The organism is Paenibacillus marinisediminis, assembly GCF_054343325.1.
The window spans coordinates 328,057-350,904 of record NZ_JBTGUH010000002.1 but is presented as its reverse complement, the minus strand read 5'-3'; the positions used below and the strand labels follow the sequence as shown (position 1 = coordinate 350,904).

Genomic DNA, 22,848 nt, shown 5'->3' with positions numbered 1-22,848 from the left:
TCGAAATTGAAAGAATGAATGAAATATAACGAAAAAACATAAATAACAAACACTTAATTTAGACTTGTTTTAATAACCCTGTTCTACTATTTAAATAGCTATTTGACTTTAAAGTAGAAAAGAGGTTAGTGCATGTGCGTAATTTAAAGGTATCAACTAAGTTATTCCTGTTAATTGGAATTTTTATTATTGGAATGGTAACGTTAACGAGCATTGTATATTTCTCCATGAACTCTATGGCCAAGGATGCGGATGTTATATACAAAGATCGAATGGTACCTCAAGCTAACTTCTTGAAGTATCGTGCAAACAACCGAGCCATGGAGACCATTGTATTCCAAATCATGCAGGTCAACGTGGCTCAAGATGTAAAGAAGTATAAGGAGAAATTTGAAGAACTATCCGTCGAGAATATGAAGTATCTGGATTCGTTTCAGATGTCAGGGATGTCGGAGGAAGAGATGAAGCTCGTGAATGATATTAAGGCGGGCTATCCGGCGTATCTTGAATCTTTGAAGCACACTATCGTATTGGCAGAGCAGGATAAAGAAGAGGCTTCCGCTTACTTCAAATCGGAAGTGATGAAAGCTTACAATGTCATACAACCGTTAAGTGTTCAGCTAGAGAAGCAGCTTATGGATAGTGCAGAAGCACTAAACCAAGCCAATACCGAAGATGCCCAACAAAGCATTCTACTCACGATCATTATTTCTGTCGTGCTAATTGTGATATGTATCGGAGTAGGGATATGGATCACTCGTCTGATCGTAAAGCCGATCCAATCCGTACAGAAAGTAATGAAAGACGCGGAGCGTGGAGATTTTACAGGTCAAGTGAACTATCACTCCAGAGATGAACTCGGGCAATTAACTAACTCGTTGAATAGTATGATGACTATATTAAAAGGTTTGTTCGGTCAGTTTGCAGATACATCACAGCAAGTAGCGGCGATCTCGCTTGAACTATCAGCAAATGCTCAACAGACTAGCACTGCTAGTGAGCATATTGCTTCCAACGTTCAAAAATTGGCGAGTGGAGCGGAATTGCAGGTGCAAGCGGTTGAAGAAACGGTGGCAACGTTGAAATATATGGGGAAAGGTGTACAGCATATTGCCCAGAATGCGCAAATTGTGTCTGAAACGGCCATTCAGACATCGAATAAGTCACTAGAAGGTAATCAAGCTATTGAATTGGTCGTACAACAGATGAATTCAATTCATGGAGCCATTGACGAATTGGGTCAGATCATTCAGGGATTGAACCGTCGATCCGACGAGATAGGTGCAATAATAGAAGCCATTACAGGGATTGCATCGCAAACTAATCTGTTAGCTTTAAATGCGGCTATTGAAGCTTCGCGGGCTGCAGAACATGGCAAGGGATTTGCCGTAGTTGCTAGTGAGGTTCGCAAGCTGGCTGAGCAATCAGCAGGTTCAGCTAAGAAAGTATCGGAACTTATTTCTACCATACAATTAGAAACGGGAAAAGCAGTTCACTCGATGGAACGGACTGCAAATGAAGTATTTAATGGCATTAAAATGGTCACTACAGCCGGACAATCGTTCGAACTAATCCAACAGTCTGTGAATATGGTTGCTGGTCAAATACAAGAAGTTACGTCCGAAGTTCAAGATATAGCTTCAGGGACGGAGCAGATGCTTCTTTCCGTAGAACATATTAATCAGGCCGCGCTGAACTCAGCAACCGGTGCGCAGAGTATTTCGGTCGCAGCGGAAGAGCAGCTTGCCTCGATGGAAGAAATATCGTCGTCCTCTTCTTCGCTATCCCGTATGGCGGACGAATTGCAAGATAGAATCAAGCAATTTAAGATTTAACAATAAGTTCATCCTATTCATCATATGGGGGGATATCAGTGGAAAGTTTGGCTCAATTGAAACAGGAGATTGAACAAAAGAGAAGTCAGTTGTTGTTACTGAGCAGCATTCTAGGTTTATCATCCAAGCTGGTATTAATTATTTCTCAAGAATTAGATGAGCTACTGAATACATATGAACATTTAAAAAATGAAGTGTAAGGCTGCCATAGGTAGCCTTTTTTTGTGTCATATGTGTATCTCACCTCCGCCTACACTGAGGGATATTTTTCTTGTTCTAGGGAAAATCTACAATGTAGCAATCGGATTAGGAAACGGAGGTATGGATATGGGGTTATTTAATAATGCATTTAATAATAACAAGCGAAAGAGCATATCCAAGTCGAAACAGTCCACATTGAAACCTCAACCGGTATCTCCAAACATGCAGGAGAATATTCAATATTTGCAAGAAGCGCTATTTCATACAGACGATCTAGTTCATCTAGCTGTGTCGATTCCAGGTCATACAAGCGAGATTCTCTATATGTACTCCATGTGCGGACAGACTAAGATCCGTGAGGAAATATTGAATCCCATCATGGAAAGCAAAAACGATGGTTTAGATGAAATTCTGATTGCGATACGTGCGAACAAGTATAGCGAACTTGAAAAAGTAATTGATCAAATAGTTAAAGGATATGTCGTGCTATGTATTGAAGGTATGGAAGAATGCTTTGTTATTGAGGTGAAATCGAGCCATGTTCGAAACATCTCAGAACCGAGCAATGAGAAAATTGTCGTGGGTTCTCACGAAGGTTTTGTGGAAAACATGAGCATTAATCTCCAACTCATTCGCAAGCATATCGAGAATCGCAATTTGGTTGTAAAACGTTATAAGCTTGGTCATGAAACGAAATCTGAAGCGGTAATTGTCTATTTGCAGAATCTAGCCAATCCCAAGCTCATAAAGGAAGTTGACCGCAGAATACAAAATATTGATGCAGATAATATCACATCTACCGAATTTATCGAAGAATATATTGAAGACACTTCCTTTTCTCCCTTTCCACAGATGCTGCATACGGAGAGACCAGATCGAGTCATCGGCAATTTGCTGGAGGGCAGAGTTGCGCTGTTAGCAGAAGGCAGTCCTACTGCTTTAATCATGCCAGTGACCTTTTTTGCCTTTTATCAATCGCTAGACGATTATAACTTTCGTTCACTGCAAGGGTCGTTTATCCGATTAATCCGGCTATTCAGCTTTGCCATCGCTATCGGTCTTCCAGCTTATTATATTGCGGTGGTGTCTTTTCATTTTGAGGTCATCCCACAGGATCTGCTGCTGCCCATTAAAAACAGTGTTGAATTCATTCCGTACCCACCGATCCTTGAAGCGCTGTTTATGGAGCTGGCGATTGAATTGCTTCGAGAAGCGGGCATACGCCTTCCCGGGCCAGTTGGACAAACAATCGGAATCGTCGGCGGTCTTGTCATAGGAGATGCGGTTGTTAAAGCAGGTCTAGTATCGAACGCCATGATCATTGTTGTTGCCTTAACGGCGATAGCTTCTTTCGTGGTACCTTCTCATGAGATGAGTGCTTCAGTTCGAATCCTCCGTTTTCCTGTCATGTTAGCTGCATCGTTATTCGGTTTTTTTGGAATTGTGTTCAGCTTAATGATCATCTTGATCCATTTATGTAAATTAGAATCGTTTGGAACGCCTTATTTTGCCCCTGTAGCTCCGTTACGATTAAAGGATTGGAAGGATACGATCGTCCGAATGCCTCAATGGCTGTTGAACCAGCGTTCAAATGACCCAGCTCCACAACAACTAGACCAGCAGCAATCTTCAGGCGAGGAGCAGCAGAACGATGGATAATTCCAAGGATTACATTACGCCGGGACAGCTCGTGTTTTTGATTATTCAGACCCAAATTGGTGTCGGGCTGTTAGGACTTGCGAACAATGTGCATAACGCAGCTAAGGGGGATGCGTGGTTATCTGTGCTGCTGGCGGGTATATTGGCTCAATTGTTCATTGTCGTGATGTGGGGGTTAGGCAGAAGGTTTCCTTCGTTAACGCTATATGATTATTTACCTGCTCTGTTGGGGACTTTTTTAGGCAAATGCATTCAATTTATTTATGTGGGTTACTTTATGTTGGTATCCAGCTATATCATATTGCAATTCAGTATGACCATACATGAGTGGGTACTAGTAGATACACCCAGATGGATCGTCATGGGCATGATGTTAGGGGTAAGTCTATATCTGGTTCGGGAGAGCCTGCGTACAATTGCCCGTTTTTGTGTTCTTGCCTTCTTCTGCTACATCCCGGTGATCCTTATAATATCGTACGCGTACACCCGTGTGAACTTTCTATACGTATTGCCTGTGGGACAGGCTGGCTTATGGAAGATTGCGGAGGGTGCGCACACAGCCATGAACTCAGTATCGGGGTATGAGATTCTGCTGATCTGTTATCCCTTTGTTGAAGGGGCAAGAACTGATAAATTAAAAGCAGCCAGCCTCGCGAATACCTTCACCGCACTGTTGTATACTTTTGCGGTCTTTACCAGTCTTATCGTATTTAGTCCTTCGGAGATCGGTCAGCTCCCTGAACCCTTGCTTTACATGGTTAAGGCGTTAACTTTCAGTGTGTTCGAGCGTCCGGATCTCTATTTTCTCTCCTTATGGATGTTCATTGCATCTACTTCAATGATGGGTTATATGTTTATGGCTTCCAGAGGACTTGCGAATCTTTTTAAGGCACAGGGCACTCATCGAAGAGCAGTTCCATATACGGTGGCTCTTGTGTTTGTCATTGTCTTGTTCTGTCAGGATCCGCTCTTGATTGATGGTATCAAAAAAATATTGTCGATCGCTAATTATGTGTTTGTATTTGGAATTCCCTTCGTTCTATTCATGATTTCCATCCTATTCAATGTAAAGGAAGCTAGGGGGAGTGCGGGATGAGAACGAGCTTGATTATCATTACGGTTTGCTTGGCTGCAGCGCTAGTATCGGGTTGCTGGGATCAGCAACTGCTAAAAGACGCCAGAATTGCATATATTGTGGGCTTCGATCTGAGTTCAGATGGAAAGCTTCAAACGACTTCTTCAGTTCTTGACGTAAGCGGCGAGCAAACGGGGAATAGAAAGTATAGTGAAATCCATACGGCGATTGGCAATACAAGCAGACATACCCGAGATATTATTGACCGTGAAATTTCTGGAAGATTCACAGCTGCCAAGCTCCGTGTCATCCTCATTGGTGAAGCATTGGCGAAACAAGGTATTTATCCGTTTCTCGATGTATTCTATCGTGATCCTAGAAGCGCCTTGAATGCAAAGATTGCTGTCATAGGGGGGAAAACCAGTGATTACATCAGCAAGAAAATATCGGGTTCAAAACTAATCGGCGAGCATTATACCCGACTGATCCAAAGTGCAGAGGGCAGAACGATTGCCCCAGTGGTTGACCTGCAGCTTATTCGTCCAAAGATAAAGGATCCAGGAGATGATTTTGCTGTCCCCTATATATCTAACGATGTAACGCATCCAGCGATCAATGGAATAGCATTATTTAACGGTGATCACATGGTAGGCACGTTACAATCAGAGGATTCACTATTGTACCTTCTGATGGCGGATAAATTAAACAAGTCGGGCAGCTTGACCCTTAAAGTAAATGGGGGGGGGCAATCGAACCCAGAACAATATTTAGCGATGGAAATTCAATCGATAAAACGGAAGATGAAAGTAAACGTTCAAAGCAACCAGGATATCTCAGTAGCGTTGGATTTGCATTTAAAAGTAACAGCAATTGAATACGCGAAGGATCATCTAGAGGATAAGCAGAACGTACAACAGTTAGATAAGATACTTTCGGAAGAACTGACGAGAAGTGCGCAAGCCATTACGCGGAACATGCAGCAGGTCAATCATGATGGTTTCGGGATCGGACGAAGAATGATGGCCTACCATCCGGATACTTGGAGCAAATTGAACTGGACAGAGGATTATCAGAAGGTCACATTTAATCCAAAGGTATCAGTAGAGATCGTAAATCATGGAATTACGTATTAAATATAAGCACCACTGAAGTTCCATACAGAACGATTCTATTCTGTTGGCCCTACAGGGTGCTTTTTTGTAGTGAACGTTTAATTCTCCGTAGTATATGTTTTCACAGTTGGCGGCTCATATGTTGCAAATTGGTCCAATAGCAATTTAGGATCACTGTCTACAATGGCCATCGATCGGTACTTTTCGTGCAAGAACTGCTCATCCGTCATATGTTGGAACAGGGCTACGAGCGGGTCATAGTAGTGATTGATGTTTAACAGCCCGCATGGCTTCGTGTGAAGTCCTAATTGCGCCCATGTGAAGATCTCGAAGAATTCCTCCAAAGTACCTGGGCCGCCAGGCATCGCGATAAAGCCGTCAGCAAGTTCGGCTATCTTTGCTTTGCGTTCATGCATGGAATCCACCACGATTAGTTCGGACAGATTTTTGTGTGAGATCTCTCGTTTATCTAGAAAACCTGGCATGACGCCGATTACATGTCCACCCTCAGCCAAGACAGCGTCGGCAACAGCTCCCATCACACCAACACTGGCTCCGCCATATACGAGTGCGATGCCGCGTTGCGCGAGTTCTTTGCCCAGTGCAACTGCGCCTTGTCGATACATTTCGCTTGCTCCATTACTAGAGCCACAGTATACTGCTATATGCTTCAAATTTATGTACCTCCTAAATATTTAATGATATTTATTATATCTCAATATAAAAATTGGATAAATGAGCGAATGTGTTCAATTTGGAGAGTGGATGTGATCGATCAGATGAGATGTCAAAAAAAGTTTATTGACTTCTCGAACATACAAGATACAATAAAGTACAAACTTCTTAATGTATAAATTCATGGACGAGAATAAGTAAGTCATGTCATCCGATCCACAGAGAGTTGGTAAACTGCTGCAAGCCAATGTTCGGTACATGGGTGAATATCATCTTCGAGAAGCGCTGCTGAACGACAGTAAGCTGTGCCGGCTTTCCACCGTTATCCGGAGTACGTAGTAGGTACGTGGCAAAGTGCATCTTGCATCAACGGGGTTAGTTGCTGCTAGATGAAGATGGGTGGTAACGCGGAATATAATCCGTCCCTTTTAAGGGACGGATTTTTTTATTTTCGGATCTGCTATATAGTTTAAAACATACATCTTGGGGGGGACTAACTTGCAACAAATTTCCAAAGGTCATACTTTCTTCATTGGGCTGATGCTATTTTCGTTATTTTTCGGAGCGGGCAACTTAATCTTTCCTCCGATATTAGGTCAGCAGTCAGGGGATCAATTCGCGCTTGCTATGTTCGGTTTTATACTGACAGGCGTAGGGCTGCCATTGCTTACGATCATTACAATGGGGCTGACAGGTAAAGACATGCAGCAATTGGCGGGACAAGTGCATCCGAAGTTCGGTATTGTATTTGCTGTAGCCGTATATATCTTAATCGGACCATCGATGGCTATTCCACGTGTTGCGAACGTAGCGTTCGAGATGGGGGCGCAACCCTTTGTTCCGGAATCGCTCCAATCTAGCAGTTGGGTGTTGTTTGTGTTCTCGATCGTATTTTTTATTGTCGTGTTCGTGTTGAGCTTGAATCCATCAAAGCTTGTGGTGTGGATCGGTAATATCTTAACGCCGTTATTGCTCTTGTCCATTGCAGGACTGTTCATTGCTGCACTGCTGAATCCGCTAGGCGATCCACAGCCGGCAGTACAACAGTATGCAGCATCACCTGGCTTCAAAGGCTTTATGGAAGGCTATATGACGATGGATACGATCGCAGCGCTCGCATTTGGCCTTATCGTTATCAATGCGGTTCGCGACAGAGGCGTTCAGGATAGACGAGTCTTAGCAAAGGCTGTGACTCAAGCTGCTGTCATTGCAGGTATCGGATTAATGTTAGTATATGCGGCACTTGGCTATATTGGCGTCACGAGCGTGGAATCACTCGGCTACGCGGCTAACGGCGGCCAACTGCTCACGCTTGCTGTCCAGGAGCTATTCGGTCCTTCTGGATTAATTCTACTAGCCGTAATCGTGACTCTAGCTTGTCTGACGACATGCATCGGACTCGTCTCTGCATGCAGTCAATACTTTTCTACCTTATCGCGACGGTTGAGCTATAACTGGATATCATGTATTATCTGTGTAGTCGGTCTGCTCATTGCCAACTTAGGGTTGAATCGAATTATTTCAATATCAGTTCCGATATTACTCATCATTTATCCGGTAGCGATAGTACTGATCGTGCTATCTCTGTTCCATAAGCTGATAGGCGGTCATTCTTCTATATATGTAGGAGCGCTTATCGGGACATTGCTAATAAGTGTGTTTGACGGCTTGAAGGCGGCGGGGGTTTCTGTAGACGCTGTTACTGCGTGGATGAATGTTATTCCGCTGTATGATAAGGGGATTGGTTGGGTTGTTCCTGCGATAGTGGGCGGATGCCTAGGCTTTATAGTCGGAATGATCACACGAGAAATAAAATCGAACAAGTAACGATGGCATTCGTATCGTGAGCGAGGGCTTGCCAGAGGGAAGGACCGACAATTTGTCGGTCCTTTTTTCATAGGGAAAGAGCATTACCATTTTCCTTACTTAAATCGACCATAAGCATTGGCATAGCGCAGAATACGGCGATAAGCGGAGGGATTGAACGTTCGGTAAACATAAATGGCCGGTCTGGTGTTCACCTCAAGGATCCATGGCCGCATGCTCTTGTCGAGCGCGATGTCGAGTCCGAGCTCTTTCAGACCTTTATGTTTTCTGCTTAATTCCTTTCCCACCGATAATCCCAGTTGATTCAGTTCTCGTCGCAGTTGATGAATGGAAGACTCGTTCATATGAGGACGCATTAAGACGTCTAGCGATTCTATTTTGCCGCCATTATTGACATTGGTTACAATTTTATGGGACGCAGCCTTACGGCCAAAGATGGACATAGCTTCCCACTTATTGCTCAAATTTTTTTGGACCAATACACGGAGATCGAATTTTCGCCCTTGGTGGGTCATCATGTGAATGCCCTGTTGAACTAAATACTTTCGTTTACCGATTCTTGATTTTATTCTAGTGTTCAGTTGATCCATCGAATGGAATGAATGAGTAGAGACACCTTCCCTAAGCTCGAAAGATGCATTAGATCGTTTTTTTGCACGCATTACTCCTTTGCCGTGAGTACCCGTGTCAGGCTTAACGTATACCATCTCGTATCGATTCAGCATTTCATCCAATCGACTGGAACTGTAAACAGCTGTCTCGGGAATGTAACGCTTCAATGATGTCTTTTGCAGAATCAACGTCTTTTTCCATTTGCTAAATACACGTCTGACAGTCAAAAACGCATCACCCTTTACTAGAAAGTGGATTATTTCGGATTGTTGTCTGTAAGTACTGAGGATTGATTAATGATATTAATGTATGATGCAAGGGGCGATTAGGAAAAGTACAAACACCTATTTAAAGCGGCAACTCTGTCAACAACAGGTAAGGTATGCTGAAAGGGGCTACCTCAAAAGTCATGCTAAGATGACTTAGAGATAGCCCCATACTCATGATGAGCAATATTGTTAATTGTCCTCACATATCCAATTCATAAGTTCTCTATCAAAGGTTTGAGGCTCTTCAAACATAGGGTTGTGACCGCTATACTCAAAGATCACTTTCTTTACATGTGCATACGTATGATCAACAGAATTCCAAAGTGAGACAGGAGCCACCAAATAATCAAATCTGCCTATTCCAATAAATACGGGCTTATTACACCCAGCCAGTGATTGTATAAGATTCAGCTCTCCAAATGCTACTCCCCATAAGTGATCGATAATCGGCATGTTCGTATATACATCTTTCCACATATATGCTGCATCGAATGCATAATCATAATAACTGTGAGCTCCCATTCGAACGCACATATGAACGAATCGTCGTTCTGGATCTTTCTCAATGTCTGCATCTAATAGTGCAATATCCTTTTCAAACTTCTCCTTTCTTTCCGGACTTGCAGTCTCGTTAAAATATGCAAAACTTTGATGCTGCCTTTCCATGCTGTTTGTTGGGGCTGAGTTTAACAAGACGACTTTAGCGACATGATCAGGATATTTTTTCGCATATTCCATTGCCATAAAAGCATGTCCTGAATGCCCCAGTATAATAAAATCTGTTATGCCTAGTTTCTGCCTTGCCATCTCGATATCATCTAATACTTTATCCAAGGTATAATCTTCTGGTCCCAGGGTTCGGGGCTGCTTCACAAATCCTCTATGATCAAGGAAAATAAACTGAAATGTATGATATAAATCCTCTGAGAATAATTGAGGGTAATACACACTGCTGCCTATGACCAATATGGGCTTCCCAGTTCCCATAACACAATAATTCAGTTTAAATCCATCGCTATTTATATATTGATAGTTATCCATCGTAATCGTCCTCATTTCTAATTAATGAGAAGAGCCGCTATCGAAGGATGAGCTCTTCTTTGCACCACTTCCTTTCTCTTTCTGATTCCATTACATTCTCCATGGAACGTTCTAGCATTCCCATCACCTCTGACATTTTAGCCTTAAAGTACATTTTAACATACTTTTATAACTTATCTAAGCATTCACATATGCACAGTAATCATTATTCGTTTCTCCACTCAAATATACGATCTTCTTCATTTTCACTTCTTCAGCAGTTAGTTCCATTGTTCCCAAAACGATTTCGTAACGCGATGGATACTTTCACGTATAAAGAAGTGGAGTGGATATATGTTTAACTAAAATAGAAATTGGGGTTATTCATCGTATGAATGTGGACATTACAGAACGTGCAGATAGTTGGTATAGGCAAGCTGAGCAGAAGGCGGCTCAGTATTTTGCATCACTATATGAGCAAGTTATGGAAAAGACTTATGTGCCTACTCTGACAGATGATTTTCATTTGTGGAAAAGGAAGCATTTTACTCATCGTTCATGGCTATCCTTTTTTGCGCGAGGTAAGAGAAAACCTGATTCTCAGGATAATCGAGGATATATTCGATGGCTGAATTATACCGGTAAACTGGACGACTACTTGGATCGAAGCATTTCTTATATATATATGAGGGATTTGGGCAAAGATCTGAATTCTCCTGACACACAGACCAGGATTCAGCGTGCAGTTGCCGATATTAAACGAAAGTTGATTCATTCCACCGCAACAAACGGGGGAGACCAACCAGAAGATATGAGTATGGCAAGGTTATACCGTTGGGCTCAGAAGGAAGGTGTTGAAAACGCCACGATCTGGGTGATAGACAAGATAAAGGGTGTATCCGCCAATATTCCTAGTGAAATGAATGCAGAACACGCGGTTCGCAAACTGATCAAGATCATTTTCGGGGTTGTTCTGCATGTGGTTGAAGAAATGGACGATGACATATTACCGGATGAACGTGCTCGGAGACTCGATGAAGCCATCAGGTTGGGTTACTCTTACGGTCTGACCTATCCGTTTGTTGACGATCTTCTCGATTCCCAAGTCTTCAATGCTCAAGAGAAAGAACAGTATTCTCGTATGATTCGTGAAGCGCTTCTCACAGGAACTGTGCCGGAATTAGGGGAGTGGGCTGGTCATATTTTGGAGTTGATTCAATATGTACACTCGGAACTGCGGGAAGCTTTTGAGTATATTAAGACATATCAACGGCCTGAAGCATTGAGTACATTTTTTGAGCAGTCCTATGTGTTCTTTCAATCTCAGGATATGGACCGTGTAAAGGATCTTGCGAATGCGAAATACACCAATGAAGAGCTTTATCTACCTGTCATCCTAAAATCATCTTCTTCTCGATTGATCGTCCGTTCCGTCATTAGTGCTCCAGAGGATGAAGGCTTTGATCATCGAACCTTCTATTATGGCATCTACAATCAGCTGGCTGATGACTTTGCGGATATGTTTGACGATATGAGGGACGGGGCGGTAACACCTTATACGTATTATTTAAAATATCGCGACCGTCGTTCTGATCTGATCAATCCCTTTGAACTTTATTGGGCGGTCATTTCTAATCTGATCCATACCGTGTATCATTCCGATGCCAAGACGCGAGAGGTGATACTGGATCGTGCGATTAACGGACTCAAGCGCTGCAAGGCACGTGTTGGTATTGAGAAATATAACGAGATCATGGACATATTCGCATCCGGTAATCCAGAATTCAATCGCCTGATTCAACAGATGGTTCAGAAAGCAGATGATGTGGATTTCTTCGATAAACTGCTTCGGGACCAGATGGTGACCGCTCTGAGAAACAATCGAAGTGAGAAGGATGAATTTATTGAAACGATCAAATCTGTCCGCGATCAGATCAACGAACATTTGCAGATTCCTGATCTTAAAGGGATTCCACCGATGAAGGAGTCGCTTATCGACGCTGCAAATTACAGTCTCGAAGGAGACGGTAAGCGATTACGACCTATATTAGCTTGGTTCATGGGTGTACAGCATTATGGTCTCCAAGCTTCGACAGTCGTGCCGCTCCTGAGATCATTGGAATATATGCACACCGCATCCTTGATCTTCGATGATCTGCCAACACAGGATAATGCGTCTACCCGCAGAGGGCGTCAAACACTACATCAGGTTCATAATAGCGCTACTGCTGAATTAACGGGTATTTATCTGATCCAGAAAGCGACTGAGGAACAGTCAACCCTTCATGAGTTCGATCCTAAAAGTGTACTTGCCATGATACAATATTCGTCCCAAAAGGCTGGAGAAATGTGTATGGGACAGGAAATGGATTTGCATTCCAAAGGCAAAGCGTTGACCCTGGAGCAGTTGAACCGGATATGCTTCTACAAGACCGGAATTGCATTCGAGGCTGCTCTGGTTATGCCCGCCATACTTGCTCAAGCTAAAGAGACGGAAATTGCGACGTTGAAGAAATACGCCTATCATGCGGGCATAGCCTTTCAGATAAAAGATGATTTGCTTGATGTGGAAGGGGACCGACATTTACTTGGTAAACCTACCGGCCAGGATGTTGAGAACAACAATTCGAACTTTGTGACGATCCTCGGTCTGGAAGGTGCCCGACAAGAAATGTGGGAGCACTACTGCCTCGCCATAGAAGCGTTGAAAGAGATGCCTCGCAATGCCGCTTTTCTGAAGCATTTATTGGACTATATCATTAACCGAGACTGTTAGATGTAAAAAGAGAACAGAATTCGTGATGCATCTACATGAAGAAGTGCTGGCATAATTGCCAGCACTTTTTTTATATTGCGAATTGTGCATTATTTATTTCCTAGGCTATGCTAAATTTTGTTATTGATATTTGATAACTGCGAACGAATGTTCTATAATTGGGTTAATTATCGCAATGAGTGAGCTTCACAGGGATTATATAAAAGTAAATTTCTACCGCGATGTACCATTATTCAATGAAGTGTACAACGGTCAGAAAACGGCGTACATGATCACGAAATGAGAAAGGGATGATTCTACCAATGAAAAGTCGATGCGCATGGGTGAATACAAATGAGCCCTTGTATATGGAGTATCACGATAAAGAATGGGGTGTCCCCATATACGAGGATAGACTATTATTTGAAATGCTCTGCTTAGAAGGAGCACAAGCCGGTCTCAGTTGGTGGACGATACTGCAAAAGAGAGAGAATTACCGAAAAGCCTTCGATCATTTTGTGGCGGAGAAGATTGTTCAATATACAGATGATAAATTGCAATCCTTAATGCAAGATGCAGGTATTGTTCGCAATAAACTGAAGATTCAAAGCGTCGTAACGAATGCAAGGGCATTCTTAAGAATTCAAGAAGAACACGGTTCATTTTCCAACTACATATGGAGTTTTGTAGATAACACCCCAATCGTTAACGAATGGAAGACACTTAAGGAAGTGCCTGTTTCAAACGAAATAAGCGATAAAATGAGCAAACAGTTAAAAAAAGATGGATTTAAATTTGTGGGCAGTACGATCTGTTATTCATATATGCAGGCGGTGGGGTTGGTAAATGACCATACGTTGGAATGCTTCTGCCATCCTTCAAACACTCAAGCATAAAGATCACGACATGGCTCCCATATTAGTGATTTTTGATGAACACGTTCCACTAATGGTGACATACATGATGTCATGGTTAGTATGATAAGCTTGAATCCAATCACATGAAAAGGGGATAGAAGGATGAATGGTGTTGCACAAATTCGGGATCATCTGTTGGACGAATTAGCTTTAGCTGTTCGTACAGTCGATCAGCTTCTGATCAGTATCAAACCAGAAGAGTGGGGATATCGACCAGCTGACAATATGCGCACGTTGTTAGAGTTGGCGCATCATCTGGTGTCTATACCAGCCTCTGATCTGGCGATATTGCAGGAGAAGTCTCAAGCAGATGTAGAGCGGGTAGAAACAAGCGTAAGTGAAGTAAAGGATCCGCAGGAATTGGCAGCGCGTTTTCGGGTCAATTACGACTTACTGCGGACGTACATGCTGTCATTAAGTGATGACGAGTTATTAAACAAGTCAACCAAAGCGTTCTATGCGGAGCATGGAGTGGTTCAGATCAAGTGGCTGATCGAAATCGTCACGCATACGTTTCACCACCGATCGCAGCTCTATAACTATTTGAAGCAGTCAGGCCATCAGCTTCATTTCTTCATGCTTTACGGCTAAGATATCTTAGGCCGCTGTAGTATGTTATGCGCCGCGAACAGATGGACTCGCCTTCTGTTCGCTGTATTTTACGTGGTAAATATTTTACGAATGAAACCTTCAGCTCTCTCATCTCTTACTCATATATGAACTTCTCATATTTCTGCAAATAATCGATTGGGATGGCAAGCCCCACGGTGACGGATTGATCTCCTTGAGTCGTAGTCGTGGTCGCAAACACTACAGCGATAACATGACCCTTGTTGTTGATAACAGGGCTGCCGCTGTTACCGTTATGTATAGGAGCCTGTAACATAAGCATAGGAAGCTCGCGATTCTCAGTTGGAGTCAATCCTAGCAGCGTACCTTCAATGGCGATGTGGAAGAATGACAGCGGATTGCCAATGACATAGACTGGGTCGCCTGCTAGATAGGATGTCTCAGTCTCTAGCTGCAAGGCTGGCAGGTTGCTCATATTGTCCCGAATCTTGAGGATAGCAATATCAAGATCCTTATCGATGACGATAACATCTGCCAGATACGTCTCCCCATGAAGGAATTGGATCGTGCCTGCCTGATCATCTGCCATTACATGTTGATTCGTAATGATGAGACCGTTCGCAGCAATATTGAAGCCGGTGCCTTTTCGATCGCCCGCACTTACCGCGACAACGGCCTGCTTATATTGTTGGATCAGTTCATCTTGAGATAATTGTGAGTCTTTGCTCAAGAACCGGAGTGCCGGTAGATTGTAGATCTGCGGTATAAAAGCGATCAGATTGCCAACTAACAAGACGGCAAGCAAAATAAGTATAGACTTGGTGATCCATGTTCTTTGGGTGGGAGTATCCAGTTCATCCTCTTCTTCTATTTCGTAGATAAAAGCTTCGGTATCATCTACTGGCTCGGAGGATGTTCTTGAATTGTTCAACTCATCGTTACGAATGGAAATGACCTCCCTGTTAATGAAAAATTCAAAGCGCGGCCCACTAGATTCTGGTTTGCATATATGGTTATACAAAATGTGGCTGCTGAAATCAATACAAGCTAGCACATTGGGCAAGGTGTGCAATGTACCGTACTCATTATTGCGTTGGTAAGAAATATGTATAATGGATATTTACCTCGCGCATAGTAAAGTCAAACTTTACTTAGAAAGGGAGGTATTTCTGAATGAATATTCAAAGAGCACAAGAAATAGCGTCCTCTCCCGTAATGGCGACTGTGTTGTGCGATGGGAAACCGATCTATATTCAACATGTGAACAAGCAGAATGAGACAGCACGCGTCTACGCGTTGAACAATCCTGAAGAGGAGTGGGAAGTTCCCTTGAACTCGTTATCGGAGCAAGATCAAGCATAGGAATAGGCATGGAGAAATTGTGAACGAGGGAAAGTAAGCAAATACAGCCACTAGGTCTATCTATAATCGAAGACGCTGAGTCTACTCAGAATGAGTGCTCAGCGTCTTTTACTTTGTCTATAGGCAATTCAAGCTAGTACAGATCCAAAGTACTCCGAAGTCCACACTTAACTTTATCAAGCTTGTGCGCTTGCTATTCTTTAATTGAGCCAATTAATAGCCCTTGAATAAAGTAACGTTGCAGGAACGGATAGAAGAGAACGATAGGTCCAATCGTCATGATCGCTGTTGCCATTTTCACCGATTCACTAGGCAATTGTGCCGTTGTACCGCTGGAGATGCTCGATTGCATCTGTTGAATCATGCTTATCTCTGAATTTAACTTAAACAGCAAATATTGAAGCGGGTACAGATCTGGATTGTCAACGAGCATAATGGCGTTGAACCAGTTATTCCAATACCCGATCCCGTAGAATAGGGTTACTGTTGCGAGAACAGGCAAACTTAGAGGGATAAAGATACGGAACGCAATATAATAGTCGTTCGCTCCGTCGATTTTCGCGGCCTCCACCAGAGCGTCTGGCAGCTGCTTCATATAGTTCCGTACTAAGAAAAGGTTGAACGGTGTAAATAGAAGTGAAGGTATGATAAGCGCCCATATGTTGTTTTTAAGCCCCAATGCGTTGCACATCATATACCAAGGGACAAGTCCAGCGCTGAATACCATCGTGATGAAGAAGAACATGGACATTCCATTGCGATATTTAACATGCTTAACGGAGAGTGCATAACCTGCCATCGACGTGATCAGCACAGCTAAGAAAGTACCTACTACTGTAATCGTAATGGAGACAATATAGCTTTGCAGCAATGGCGATGAGCCTGAAAACAGCATTTTATAAGCATCAAGGGATAATTTCTCAGGAAAGAAGCTATAGCCATTCACTAGGATAGCGCTCTCGTCTGTGAAGGATACGATCAGTACAAGCAGTAATGGAAGAATACATGCAATAGAAATGATCGTTATGAGTATATTGTTCAGGTAATCAAACCATTTGCCTTTTTTCATAGGAGCACCGCCTTTCTAGAATAATGAATCTTCTGGACTTAATTTCTTGACAATCCAGTTGACCGAGAATACGAGAATAAAGCCGACTACCGATTGATACAAGCCGATTGCCATCGCTTGAGCCGGATTACCAACCGTGCGCAAAGTTCTAAATACATAGGTATCAATAACATCGACAGTAGGGTACAACAGCGAATTATCCTTGATAATGGCATAGATCATGTCGAAGTTACCGTACATAATCTTACCGAGCGAAAGCAGGGTCAGGATAATAACAGTCGGCTTCAGCAGCGGAATCGTGATTCGGCGAATTTGCTGCCAACGGTTCGCGCCATCAATCTGGGCTGCTTCATATAGGGTGCTGTCAATACCAGCAATGGTTGCAAGATAAATGACGAGCGATATCCCAATGTCCTTCCAGATGGCTGTGCTTACGAGTATTTTCACCCAATATTGAGGAGATGAATACCAGTTAATAGGATCGATTCCGAACCACTCCAATATTTGATTAACGATACCGTAGTTCGATGCGAACAAGCTGTATATCACATAACTGATGATGACCCAGGATAGAAAGTTAGGGAATAGAATCGTGGACTGCGTAATTTTGGCGAACATTTTGCTCTTTAGCTCATTGAACAGTACAGCCAGCACGATGGCACATAAAGTACTGAACAGAATATAGAAAAAGTTAAGCCGCAGGGTATTGAACGTGACTTGCCAAGCCCTGTTAGATGCAAAGAAAAATTCGAAGTTATCAAAGCCGACCCAATCTGAGCCGAACAGTCCCTTCTTGTAATTAAATTTCTGAAACGCGATTGCCATGTAGGGTAATGTCAAGTAGCCAAATATAAAGGTGTACAGTAATGCTGGTAATGCTAATGAATATGACTGGTAGTTTTTTCGCAGTTCACGGTAGATAGATGATTTGTTCTTCTTCGATTTCATTCCGCTTCCCGCTCCCTTCCTCATGCTTCGAATTAAGTCGATCTCTAATGCCTTAACCATAGTTTTTATTGTCAGGAGCGTAAACTTTGAAATTAACGAAATCGCTTAGATTAGGAGGAAGTGGCTATTCAATTTTTTTAAATCTCTATACTTTTTTAGAATTGTGCAAGTTTACGTCGCTCTAAACTATAGATGCTAATATAATGTGGAAGTACATGATTTATAAATATAAAGCACAAGATATCTATCCATAATCAACGTACAAGCTACTAGAAAGGATGTTGGCAATCAATATGAAGAAAAAACGCAGGCTCATTAGACATTCTGCTTATTCTCGTATGTTCTTAAGTTTAGCGTTATTAACAGCAGCGGTTACGGTAGTGCTGTGCATGAGCTTGTTCATATTGTTTTCCAAGAGCACGATCAAGGATGTTGGCGAGATATCAGAGTCGATGCTGAGACAGACGAGCTATGCTGCAGACATTATTAATGATCAGGTATATGAGATCAGCAATCACTTAATTAATAACAACTCCATACGATCCGTCATGTTTAGCAAGGAGCTAGATCGAATAAAGGAATTTGAAGCAGTCAGCGTCTTGAGGGATATTCAATCTACTTATTCCTTTATTCACTATATTGGAATCTACAATGGCATCACGGATCGATACGTGAACAACAAGGGGTACAGTCACTCTGATGACCAAGAGATTATCGATATTATTAAAGACAGCTCCAATTCACCATATATTCAATATATTCCACGAAAAATAATAGATCCAGGCAGCGGTTCAACCTACAATGTGCTCACCATCGTGCTGAGACCAGGTGTCACTTCTTTTATGCCGCAGAAAGGCGCTATTACGATCAATATTGATGCTCAATACATACAAAGCTTGATAGGATCGATGAAGAATACGAGATCACAAAATATCATGGTCTTAGACAGCGAAGGAGTCGTGCTGTCGGATGTGAGCGGCAGTCAGTTTAATCAATCATTAAGTGAGGAGTCGTATATCAATCGGATACTGAACAGCGAGGCTAACTCCGGAAGCTTTGTCGAGAAGGTTGATGGTGAGAAAAGTCAGATTAGCTTTGTGAAATCGCCTCGATTAAAGTGGGTATTTGTGAGTGTAAGCCGTTATAAGGACCTGATAGACAATATTAATATGCTTAAGGTAACAACATTAATAATCGCTGGAGCCACGATCATCATTAGCATTCTTGCATCCATTTGGTTAAGCAATCAGATGTATAATCCGATCAAGAAGCTGATGGATAAGATCGTTCGAATGAATGTTTCCAAGCAGGTAAAAAGTAACCAGGAGCATGAATTCAGTTATCTGGATCAGATCTACTCGACGATAAATGAACAAGTTACCCAGCTTGAACCCGCGTTAGAGCTTGTAAAGAAGAGCCATCTGTTTCGCTATCTGAACGGCAGCCAAGTGGACCTCGTGAATAGATATTATGAGACGCTGGAGGGTCCATATTTTGTGTCCGTAGTGATGATGCTAGACGAGGTGAGAGCATTTAAAGCCATGCACGATGTGAAGCAGCGTTCCATTATCCAATACGGTGTATACAATATTGCTCAAGAAATTATGGCAAACTTCCATCATGCAGAGGTTGTCGTGATTTCAGATGAAGAATTCGCGATACTAGGCTCGATCGAGAAGCCTCAGTATGGACCAGAGCTATTAGTGCTGCTTGACCAGATTCAGAGCAATATCAAGCATTTCTTCCACATTAGCATGACGATTAGTATAGGGCCCGTGGTCAAGGGGAGCGATCAGATTCGTCAGTCGTATCTGATCGCGAAGGAAACGAGCCATAATCGATTCTTCGAAGGGAACGGCCGCATCTTCGAGTATGGAGATTATCATATCGATGATGAGGAAGTCGAATATCCCGCTTCTATTGAAAAGCAATTAATAGAGAGCATACAGTCGACTAACCGCGATCAGATTCTTGAGACGCTGGACTCATTTATGAATAGCATCGGTTCGGGAAACTATCATCAGGCGCTGTTTACTACGAATCAGCTGCTCGTTTCGCTATACAATCATTTTACGGAAATGTCGTATCTTTCTTCGGAAGAGAGTGGACGGTTTCGACAGATCGCCTATGATTTATCTACCTATGAAACGATATCGGAACTCAAGGCTGATCTCTATCAGGTATGCATGTCCATCTGCAATCAGATCGAGGAGAAAACCAACAATCGCAACGCGCAGTTAATTCAGTCCGTTATGAGTTTTGTAAGCGCTAACTATGCCGTGCATGATCTGTCGCTCGAAATGCTGGCGCAGCAAGTACAGCTGACTCCGGGGTACTTAGGGAAGCTGTTCAAGCTGCACAACAATATGTCGTTCAACGACTATCTGAAGCAGATCCGGTTAGAGAAGTCGAAGGAGCTGTTAGCGGAAACAACGGCATCAACACAGAGCATTAGCGAACAGGTAGGGATATTGAACACCACTTACTTCTATACTTTGTTCAAGAAGAAATACGGGATTTCTCCAGCACAGTATCGCAGTGAATGCTTGCTGAACCAACATAAAGATGCCTAATCAGCGATAATTGGAGTCTTTATAGGTAGTTAAACTATCTAAAGCGTTCAGATTGAAGGTTTTATCAATTAACAAACTACACATGCCGTTGGTCTTCAGGATATGCTGAAGGCGTTTCATTAGCAGAGAAAGCTTGCTAACCAGTGTTCCATTCTCTATATGAAATGAGTGATTATTAATGATTAAAGTCGATGCTTGCTTGAATGATCGAACGGCAAGGCTCGCAACTGATGAATTACAGAAGTATGTCAATCAATGCAAAATGACGGGCTGGGCGGAAGCTCACTATACTCTCGTTACGGAGCAGCAAGGAGAGCCGTTTAGTCAAAGCTACAGCTGGAATATTGAAGCTGAAGCTGAGCCGATTCACATCACGATGAAGGCAACGGATTCAGCCGCGATGCTGTATGCTGTATATTCCTTTGCCGAACAGTATCTCGGTGTTCGCTACACGATGGAAGGGGATGTGTTCGAACAGCCGACTTCAGTGCCAGTCAAGAATATGCAGCATCAGGCGAGCTGTTCTTTCGCGATTCGCGGCACACTGCCGTGGCACAATTTCTTGTGCGGCCCTACTGGCTGGAATGAGCAGGATTATTTCATGTATGTAGAGCAGCTAGCGAAGCTGCGCTGCAACTTCGTCATGTTTCATGTCTATACAGGGGGGCTTGAACGATATTGGCCATATGTGGAGCCTCTTATAAAGATCGAGTGGATGGGAGTTACTCCTGAAGCGCAGTTTGATACATCTGCGACGGCTCGCTGGGGGAATGTGCCACGGTCAACATCAGCATTCAGTGCTGAAGCGAAGCCTTATTTCTCAGATGAGATATTTGGCAGTGATCTCACGTTGTCCGCGCAGAACAAAGAGCAGCATTATACGAAGGCCGCTGATATGTTTAGAAGCCTGCTGAACTATGCGCATGAACGAGGGATAAAGGTCGGATTAGGCTTTGAGCCAGGTATTGTACCACCTGAGATCCATTCGCTTATTCCGGCAGAGGCTAGGCTGTCTAATCTAGTGTTGGATCCGTTTCATCCTGCCTCGCAAGAGATACTTGGCAATACGATTAAGTATATTGCGGCACAGTATTCGGAGCTGGATTATGTGGTGCTATGGCAGCATGAGCATGCCATAATGGATCATCATATTCCACGTCCCGATACTCGGTTTGAAGAATACTGCAATATGCATGAACAGTACTTTGCATACTTGGATCGATATGATCGCCGCATGGATGGCTGTTGGTCGTTGGCGATGTTCGAGCAAGCACAGGTGCTGCTCACTCGATATATGCCGCATGTGAAGACAGTTGTTTCCGGCTGGGGCGGAGATGAGCAATTTCCACAGATGCTGAGAGGACTAAGTGATGTGCTGAACGAGAACATCATCTTCTCCTGTTTAGCCCCTAATCTTGGCGAAGTGGATGGTCCGAAGGAGCTGCTGGAGCTGCAGGATCGCAAGTATTGGATCATTCCTTGGTTTGAAGGTGATCATCAGCTATGGCATCCGCAGCCGCGATTGCATTCATTGGAGCGTCAGATTCATCAAGCTGAGCTGTTAGGAGCGGAAGGCGTTATTGCGATTCATTGGCGTATCAAAGAGATTCAAGATCAATTCAGCTATATGGACAAGCGATTGTGGAGCCAAGCGGTTACACCTCTTAAATATTACAACGAGATCTGGGGAAGTGAGTGTGTCAATCTCCCTGCAAAGGTTCTTCAGCAAGTGATCGCGGTGGACAGCGATTATTGGTTTAAAGGTGTTCAATCCATGGAGTTTTACGGTTTCGATTGCTTGTGGGGACGACTTACTGATGAATGCTGCACGAAAGTAAATGCGCTGCAGCAGCAATTGGCGAATCAGCCGCTTGAACGCGGATCCCGATTGCAGCAGTTGAATCAGATGCTTAAGCTGGCCTTGGAGCTTCATCAATTATCTGAACAGTTTGAACGTATTGAGACCTTGCGAAGTGCTTGTCTCGCATATGAGACAAGCTGTGCTGCTCTAGATGCTGAAGAAGAGGCTAAGCAGGTCTCGCGAATTCAGGAAGCGATGAATCTGATCGCATCTTGTCAAGTAGAAGCCTGTATCCAACATTATGTGGACAAGCTGTCTCCTGTGACTCAAGGACCGTCATATCGTGGGGAACTTGGTGTGCTTAGTTCTATGAATCAGCGTTTATATGGATATTTGGAATCGCTTCAAAGCTATTTTGAAGGATTAAAGACTAGATAGTAATGCACTTCAATTATTCGAGCTTCCGCTATTGCTGCCTGCTTTTAAATAATTGAAGCTTCATTTCATTTTTATACTGATGAAATACTTTAGTTTATAGGAATTATTGATTTTCAAAGTATACGTATAC

Annotated in this window: 18 protein-coding genes and 1 other annotated feature; of the genes, 12 read left to right on the top strand and 6 right to left on the bottom strand. The window is 43.0% G+C overall.

All coding sequences use genetic code 11. The annotated features are described in order from the left end of the window. Positions 1 to 134: 134 nt before the first annotated feature. The 5 genes from ACXX53_RS07360 to ACXX53_RS07340 all read left to right on the top strand — a co-directional run bounded on the left by ACXX53_RS07360 (position 135) and on the right by ACXX53_RS07340 (position 5,903). Positions 135 to 1,835: a methyl-accepting chemotaxis protein gene (locus ACXX53_RS07360; protein ID WP_458567980.1), complete on the top strand. Its 1,701-nt coding sequence runs from the start codon at positions 135 to 137 to the stop codon at positions 1,833 to 1,835. Positions 1,836 to 1,873: 38 nt separating this feature from the next. Beyond that, positions 1,874 to 2,035: a Spo0E family sporulation regulatory protein-aspartic acid phosphatase gene (locus ACXX53_RS07355; RefSeq protein WP_458567979.1), complete on the top strand. Its 162-nt coding sequence runs from the start codon at positions 1,874 to 1,876 to the stop codon at positions 2,033 to 2,035. Between the two features lie 127 nt (positions 2,036 to 2,162). Beyond that, on the top strand, positions 2,163 to 3,695 hold the full coding sequence (locus tag ACXX53_RS07350) for a spore germination protein (RefSeq protein WP_458567978.1): 1,533 nt from the start codon (positions 2,163 to 2,165) through the stop codon (positions 3,693 to 3,695). After that, a complete protein-coding gene (locus ACXX53_RS07345; RefSeq protein ID WP_458567977.1) occupies positions 3,688 to 4,791 on the top strand; it encodes a GerAB/ArcD/ProY family transporter in 1,104 nt (367 codons plus the stop codon). The genes ACXX53_RS07350 and ACXX53_RS07345 overlap by 8 nt, the downstream gene beginning before the upstream one ends. After that, a complete protein-coding gene (locus ACXX53_RS07340; RefSeq protein ID WP_458567976.1) occupies positions 4,788 to 5,903 on the top strand; it encodes a Ger(x)C family spore germination protein in 1,116 nt (371 codons plus the stop codon). The genes ACXX53_RS07345 and ACXX53_RS07340 overlap by 4 nt, the downstream gene beginning before the upstream one ends. A gap of 77 nt (positions 5,904 to 5,980) precedes the next feature. Here the strand turns inward: ACXX53_RS07340 and ACXX53_RS07335 are convergent, their stop codons facing one another. After that, complete coding sequence (locus tag ACXX53_RS07335; RefSeq protein WP_458567975.1) at positions 5,981 to 6,556, bottom strand: LOG family protein; 576 nt, start codon at positions 6,554 to 6,556, stop codon at positions 5,981 to 5,983. A 176-nt stretch (positions 6,557 to 6,732) separates the two neighbouring features. After that, positions 6,733 to 6,987 (top strand) — a binding site (T-box leader). A 68-nt stretch (positions 6,988 to 7,055) separates the two neighbouring features. Here ACXX53_RS07335 and brnQ point away from each other — a divergent pair. Next, positions 7,056 to 8,384, top strand: a complete 1,329-nt coding sequence (gene brnQ / locus ACXX53_RS07330; RefSeq protein ID WP_458567974.1) for a branched-chain amino acid transport system II carrier protein — start codon at positions 7,056 to 7,058, stop codon at positions 8,382 to 8,384. Positions 8,385 to 8,479: 95 nt separating this feature from the next. Here the strand turns inward: brnQ and ACXX53_RS07325 are convergent, their stop codons facing one another. Continuing rightward, positions 8,480 to 9,223, bottom strand: coding sequence for a YheC/YheD family protein (locus ACXX53_RS07325; RefSeq protein ID WP_458567973.1), 744 nt, complete (start codon positions 9,221 to 9,223; stop codon positions 8,480 to 8,482). A gap of 231 nt (positions 9,224 to 9,454) precedes the next feature. Next, positions 9,455 to 10,306: an alpha/beta fold hydrolase gene (locus ACXX53_RS07320; protein WP_458567972.1), complete on the bottom strand. Its 852-nt coding sequence runs from the start codon at positions 10,304 to 10,306 to the stop codon at positions 9,455 to 9,457. Positions 10,307 to 10,676: 370 nt separating this feature from the next. On the opposite strand from ACXX53_RS07320, the gene ACXX53_RS07315 reads away from it, so the two are divergent. The 3 genes from ACXX53_RS07315 (at position 10,677) to ACXX53_RS07305 (ending at position 14,548) form a co-directional block, all read left to right on the top strand. Further along, positions 10,677 to 13,061, top strand: coding sequence for a polyprenyl synthetase family protein (locus tag ACXX53_RS07315; RefSeq protein ID WP_458567971.1), 2,385 nt, complete (start codon positions 10,677 to 10,679; stop codon positions 13,059 to 13,061). A 302-nt stretch (positions 13,062 to 13,363) separates the two neighbouring features. After that, complete coding sequence (locus ACXX53_RS07310) at positions 13,364 to 13,936, top strand: DNA-3-methyladenine glycosylase I (RefSeq protein WP_458567970.1); 573 nt, start codon at positions 13,364 to 13,366, stop codon at positions 13,934 to 13,936. 123 nt (positions 13,937 to 14,059) lie between these two features. Next, positions 14,060 to 14,548 (top strand): DinB family protein, encoded by a 489-nt coding sequence (locus ACXX53_RS07305; RefSeq protein ID WP_458567969.1) that lies wholly within the window; start codon positions 14,060 to 14,062, stop codon positions 14,546 to 14,548. Positions 14,549 to 14,663: 115 nt separating this feature from the next. On the opposite strand, the gene ACXX53_RS07300 is transcribed toward ACXX53_RS07305, so the two are convergent. Continuing rightward, entirely contained in the window at positions 14,664 to 15,458 is a 795-nt protein-coding gene (locus tag ACXX53_RS07300; protein WP_458567968.1) for a S1 family peptidase, read from the bottom strand. Between the two features lie 242 nt (positions 15,459 to 15,700). Between ACXX53_RS07300 and ACXX53_RS07295 the strand changes: the two genes are divergently transcribed. After that, entirely contained in the window at positions 15,701 to 15,889 is a 189-nt protein-coding gene (locus ACXX53_RS07295) for a small acid-soluble spore protein H (protein WP_458567967.1), read from the top strand. 193 nt (positions 15,890 to 16,082) lie between these two features. Here the strand turns inward: ACXX53_RS07295 and ACXX53_RS07290 are convergent, their stop codons facing one another. Continuing rightward, entirely contained in the window at positions 16,083 to 16,958 is an 876-nt protein-coding gene (locus ACXX53_RS07290; RefSeq protein WP_458567966.1) for a carbohydrate ABC transporter permease, read from the bottom strand. Positions 16,959 to 16,973: 15 nt separating this feature from the next. Beyond that, on the bottom strand, positions 16,974 to 17,906 hold the full coding sequence (locus tag ACXX53_RS07285) for an ABC transporter permease (RefSeq protein WP_458567965.1): 933 nt from the start codon (positions 17,904 to 17,906) through the stop codon (positions 16,974 to 16,976). Between the two features lie 293 nt (positions 17,907 to 18,199). Here ACXX53_RS07285 and ACXX53_RS07280 point away from each other — a divergent pair, with 293 nt between their 5' ends. Further along, positions 18,200 to 20,479, top strand: a complete 2,280-nt coding sequence (locus ACXX53_RS07280; RefSeq protein WP_458567964.1) for an AraC family transcriptional regulator — start codon at positions 18,200 to 18,202, stop codon at positions 20,477 to 20,479. Between the two features lie 178 nt (positions 20,480 to 20,657). Beyond that, on the top strand, positions 20,658 to 22,718 hold the full coding sequence (locus tag ACXX53_RS07275; RefSeq protein WP_458567963.1) for a hypothetical protein: 2,061 nt from the start codon (positions 20,658 to 20,660) through the stop codon (positions 22,716 to 22,718). Positions 22,719 to 22,848: the final 130 nt, after the last annotated feature.

What these genes read in the sequence shown, in the direction of transcription:
- ACXX53_RS07350 (WP_458567978.1), top strand. Translation starts at nt 2,163, where the DNA reads ATGGGGTTATTTAATAATGCATTTAATAATAACAAGCGAAAGAGCATA.
- ACXX53_RS07345 (WP_458567977.1), top strand. Translation starts at nt 3,688, where the DNA reads ATGGATAATTCCAAGGATTACATTACGCCGGGACAGCTCGTGTTTTTG.
- ACXX53_RS07340 (WP_458567976.1), top strand. Translation starts at nt 4,788, where the DNA reads ATGAGAACGAGCTTGATTATCATTACGGTTTGCTTGGCTGCAGCGCTA.
- ACXX53_RS07320 (WP_458567972.1), bottom strand. Translation starts at nt 10,306, where the DNA reads ATGGATAACTATCAATATATAAATAGCGATGGATTTAAACTGAATTAT.
- ACXX53_RS07315 (WP_458567971.1), top strand. Translation starts at nt 10,677, where the DNA reads ATGAATGTGGACATTACAGAACGTGCAGATAGTTGGTATAGGCAAGCT.
- ACXX53_RS07310 (WP_458567970.1), top strand. Translation starts at nt 13,364, where the DNA reads ATGAAAAGTCGATGCGCATGGGTGAATACAAATGAGCCCTTGTATATG.
- ACXX53_RS07305 (WP_458567969.1), top strand. Translation starts at nt 14,060, where the DNA reads ATGAATGGTGTTGCACAAATTCGGGATCATCTGTTGGACGAATTAGCT.
- ACXX53_RS07295 (WP_458567967.1), top strand. Translation starts at nt 15,701, where the DNA reads ATGAATATTCAAAGAGCACAAGAAATAGCGTCCTCTCCCGTAATGGCG.
- ACXX53_RS07290 (WP_458567966.1), bottom strand. Translation starts at nt 16,958, where the DNA reads ATGAAAAAAGGCAAATGGTTTGATTACCTGAACAATATACTCATAACG.
- ACXX53_RS07285 (WP_458567965.1), bottom strand. Translation starts at nt 17,906, where the DNA reads ATGAAATCGAAGAAGAACAAATCATCTATCTACCGTGAACTGCGAAAA.
- ACXX53_RS07280 (WP_458567964.1), top strand. Translation starts at nt 18,200, where the DNA reads ATGAAGAAAAAACGCAGGCTCATTAGACATTCTGCTTATTCTCGTATG.
- ACXX53_RS07275 (WP_458567963.1), top strand. Translation starts at nt 20,658, where the DNA reads ATGATTAAAGTCGATGCTTGCTTGAATGATCGAACGGCAAGGCTCGCA.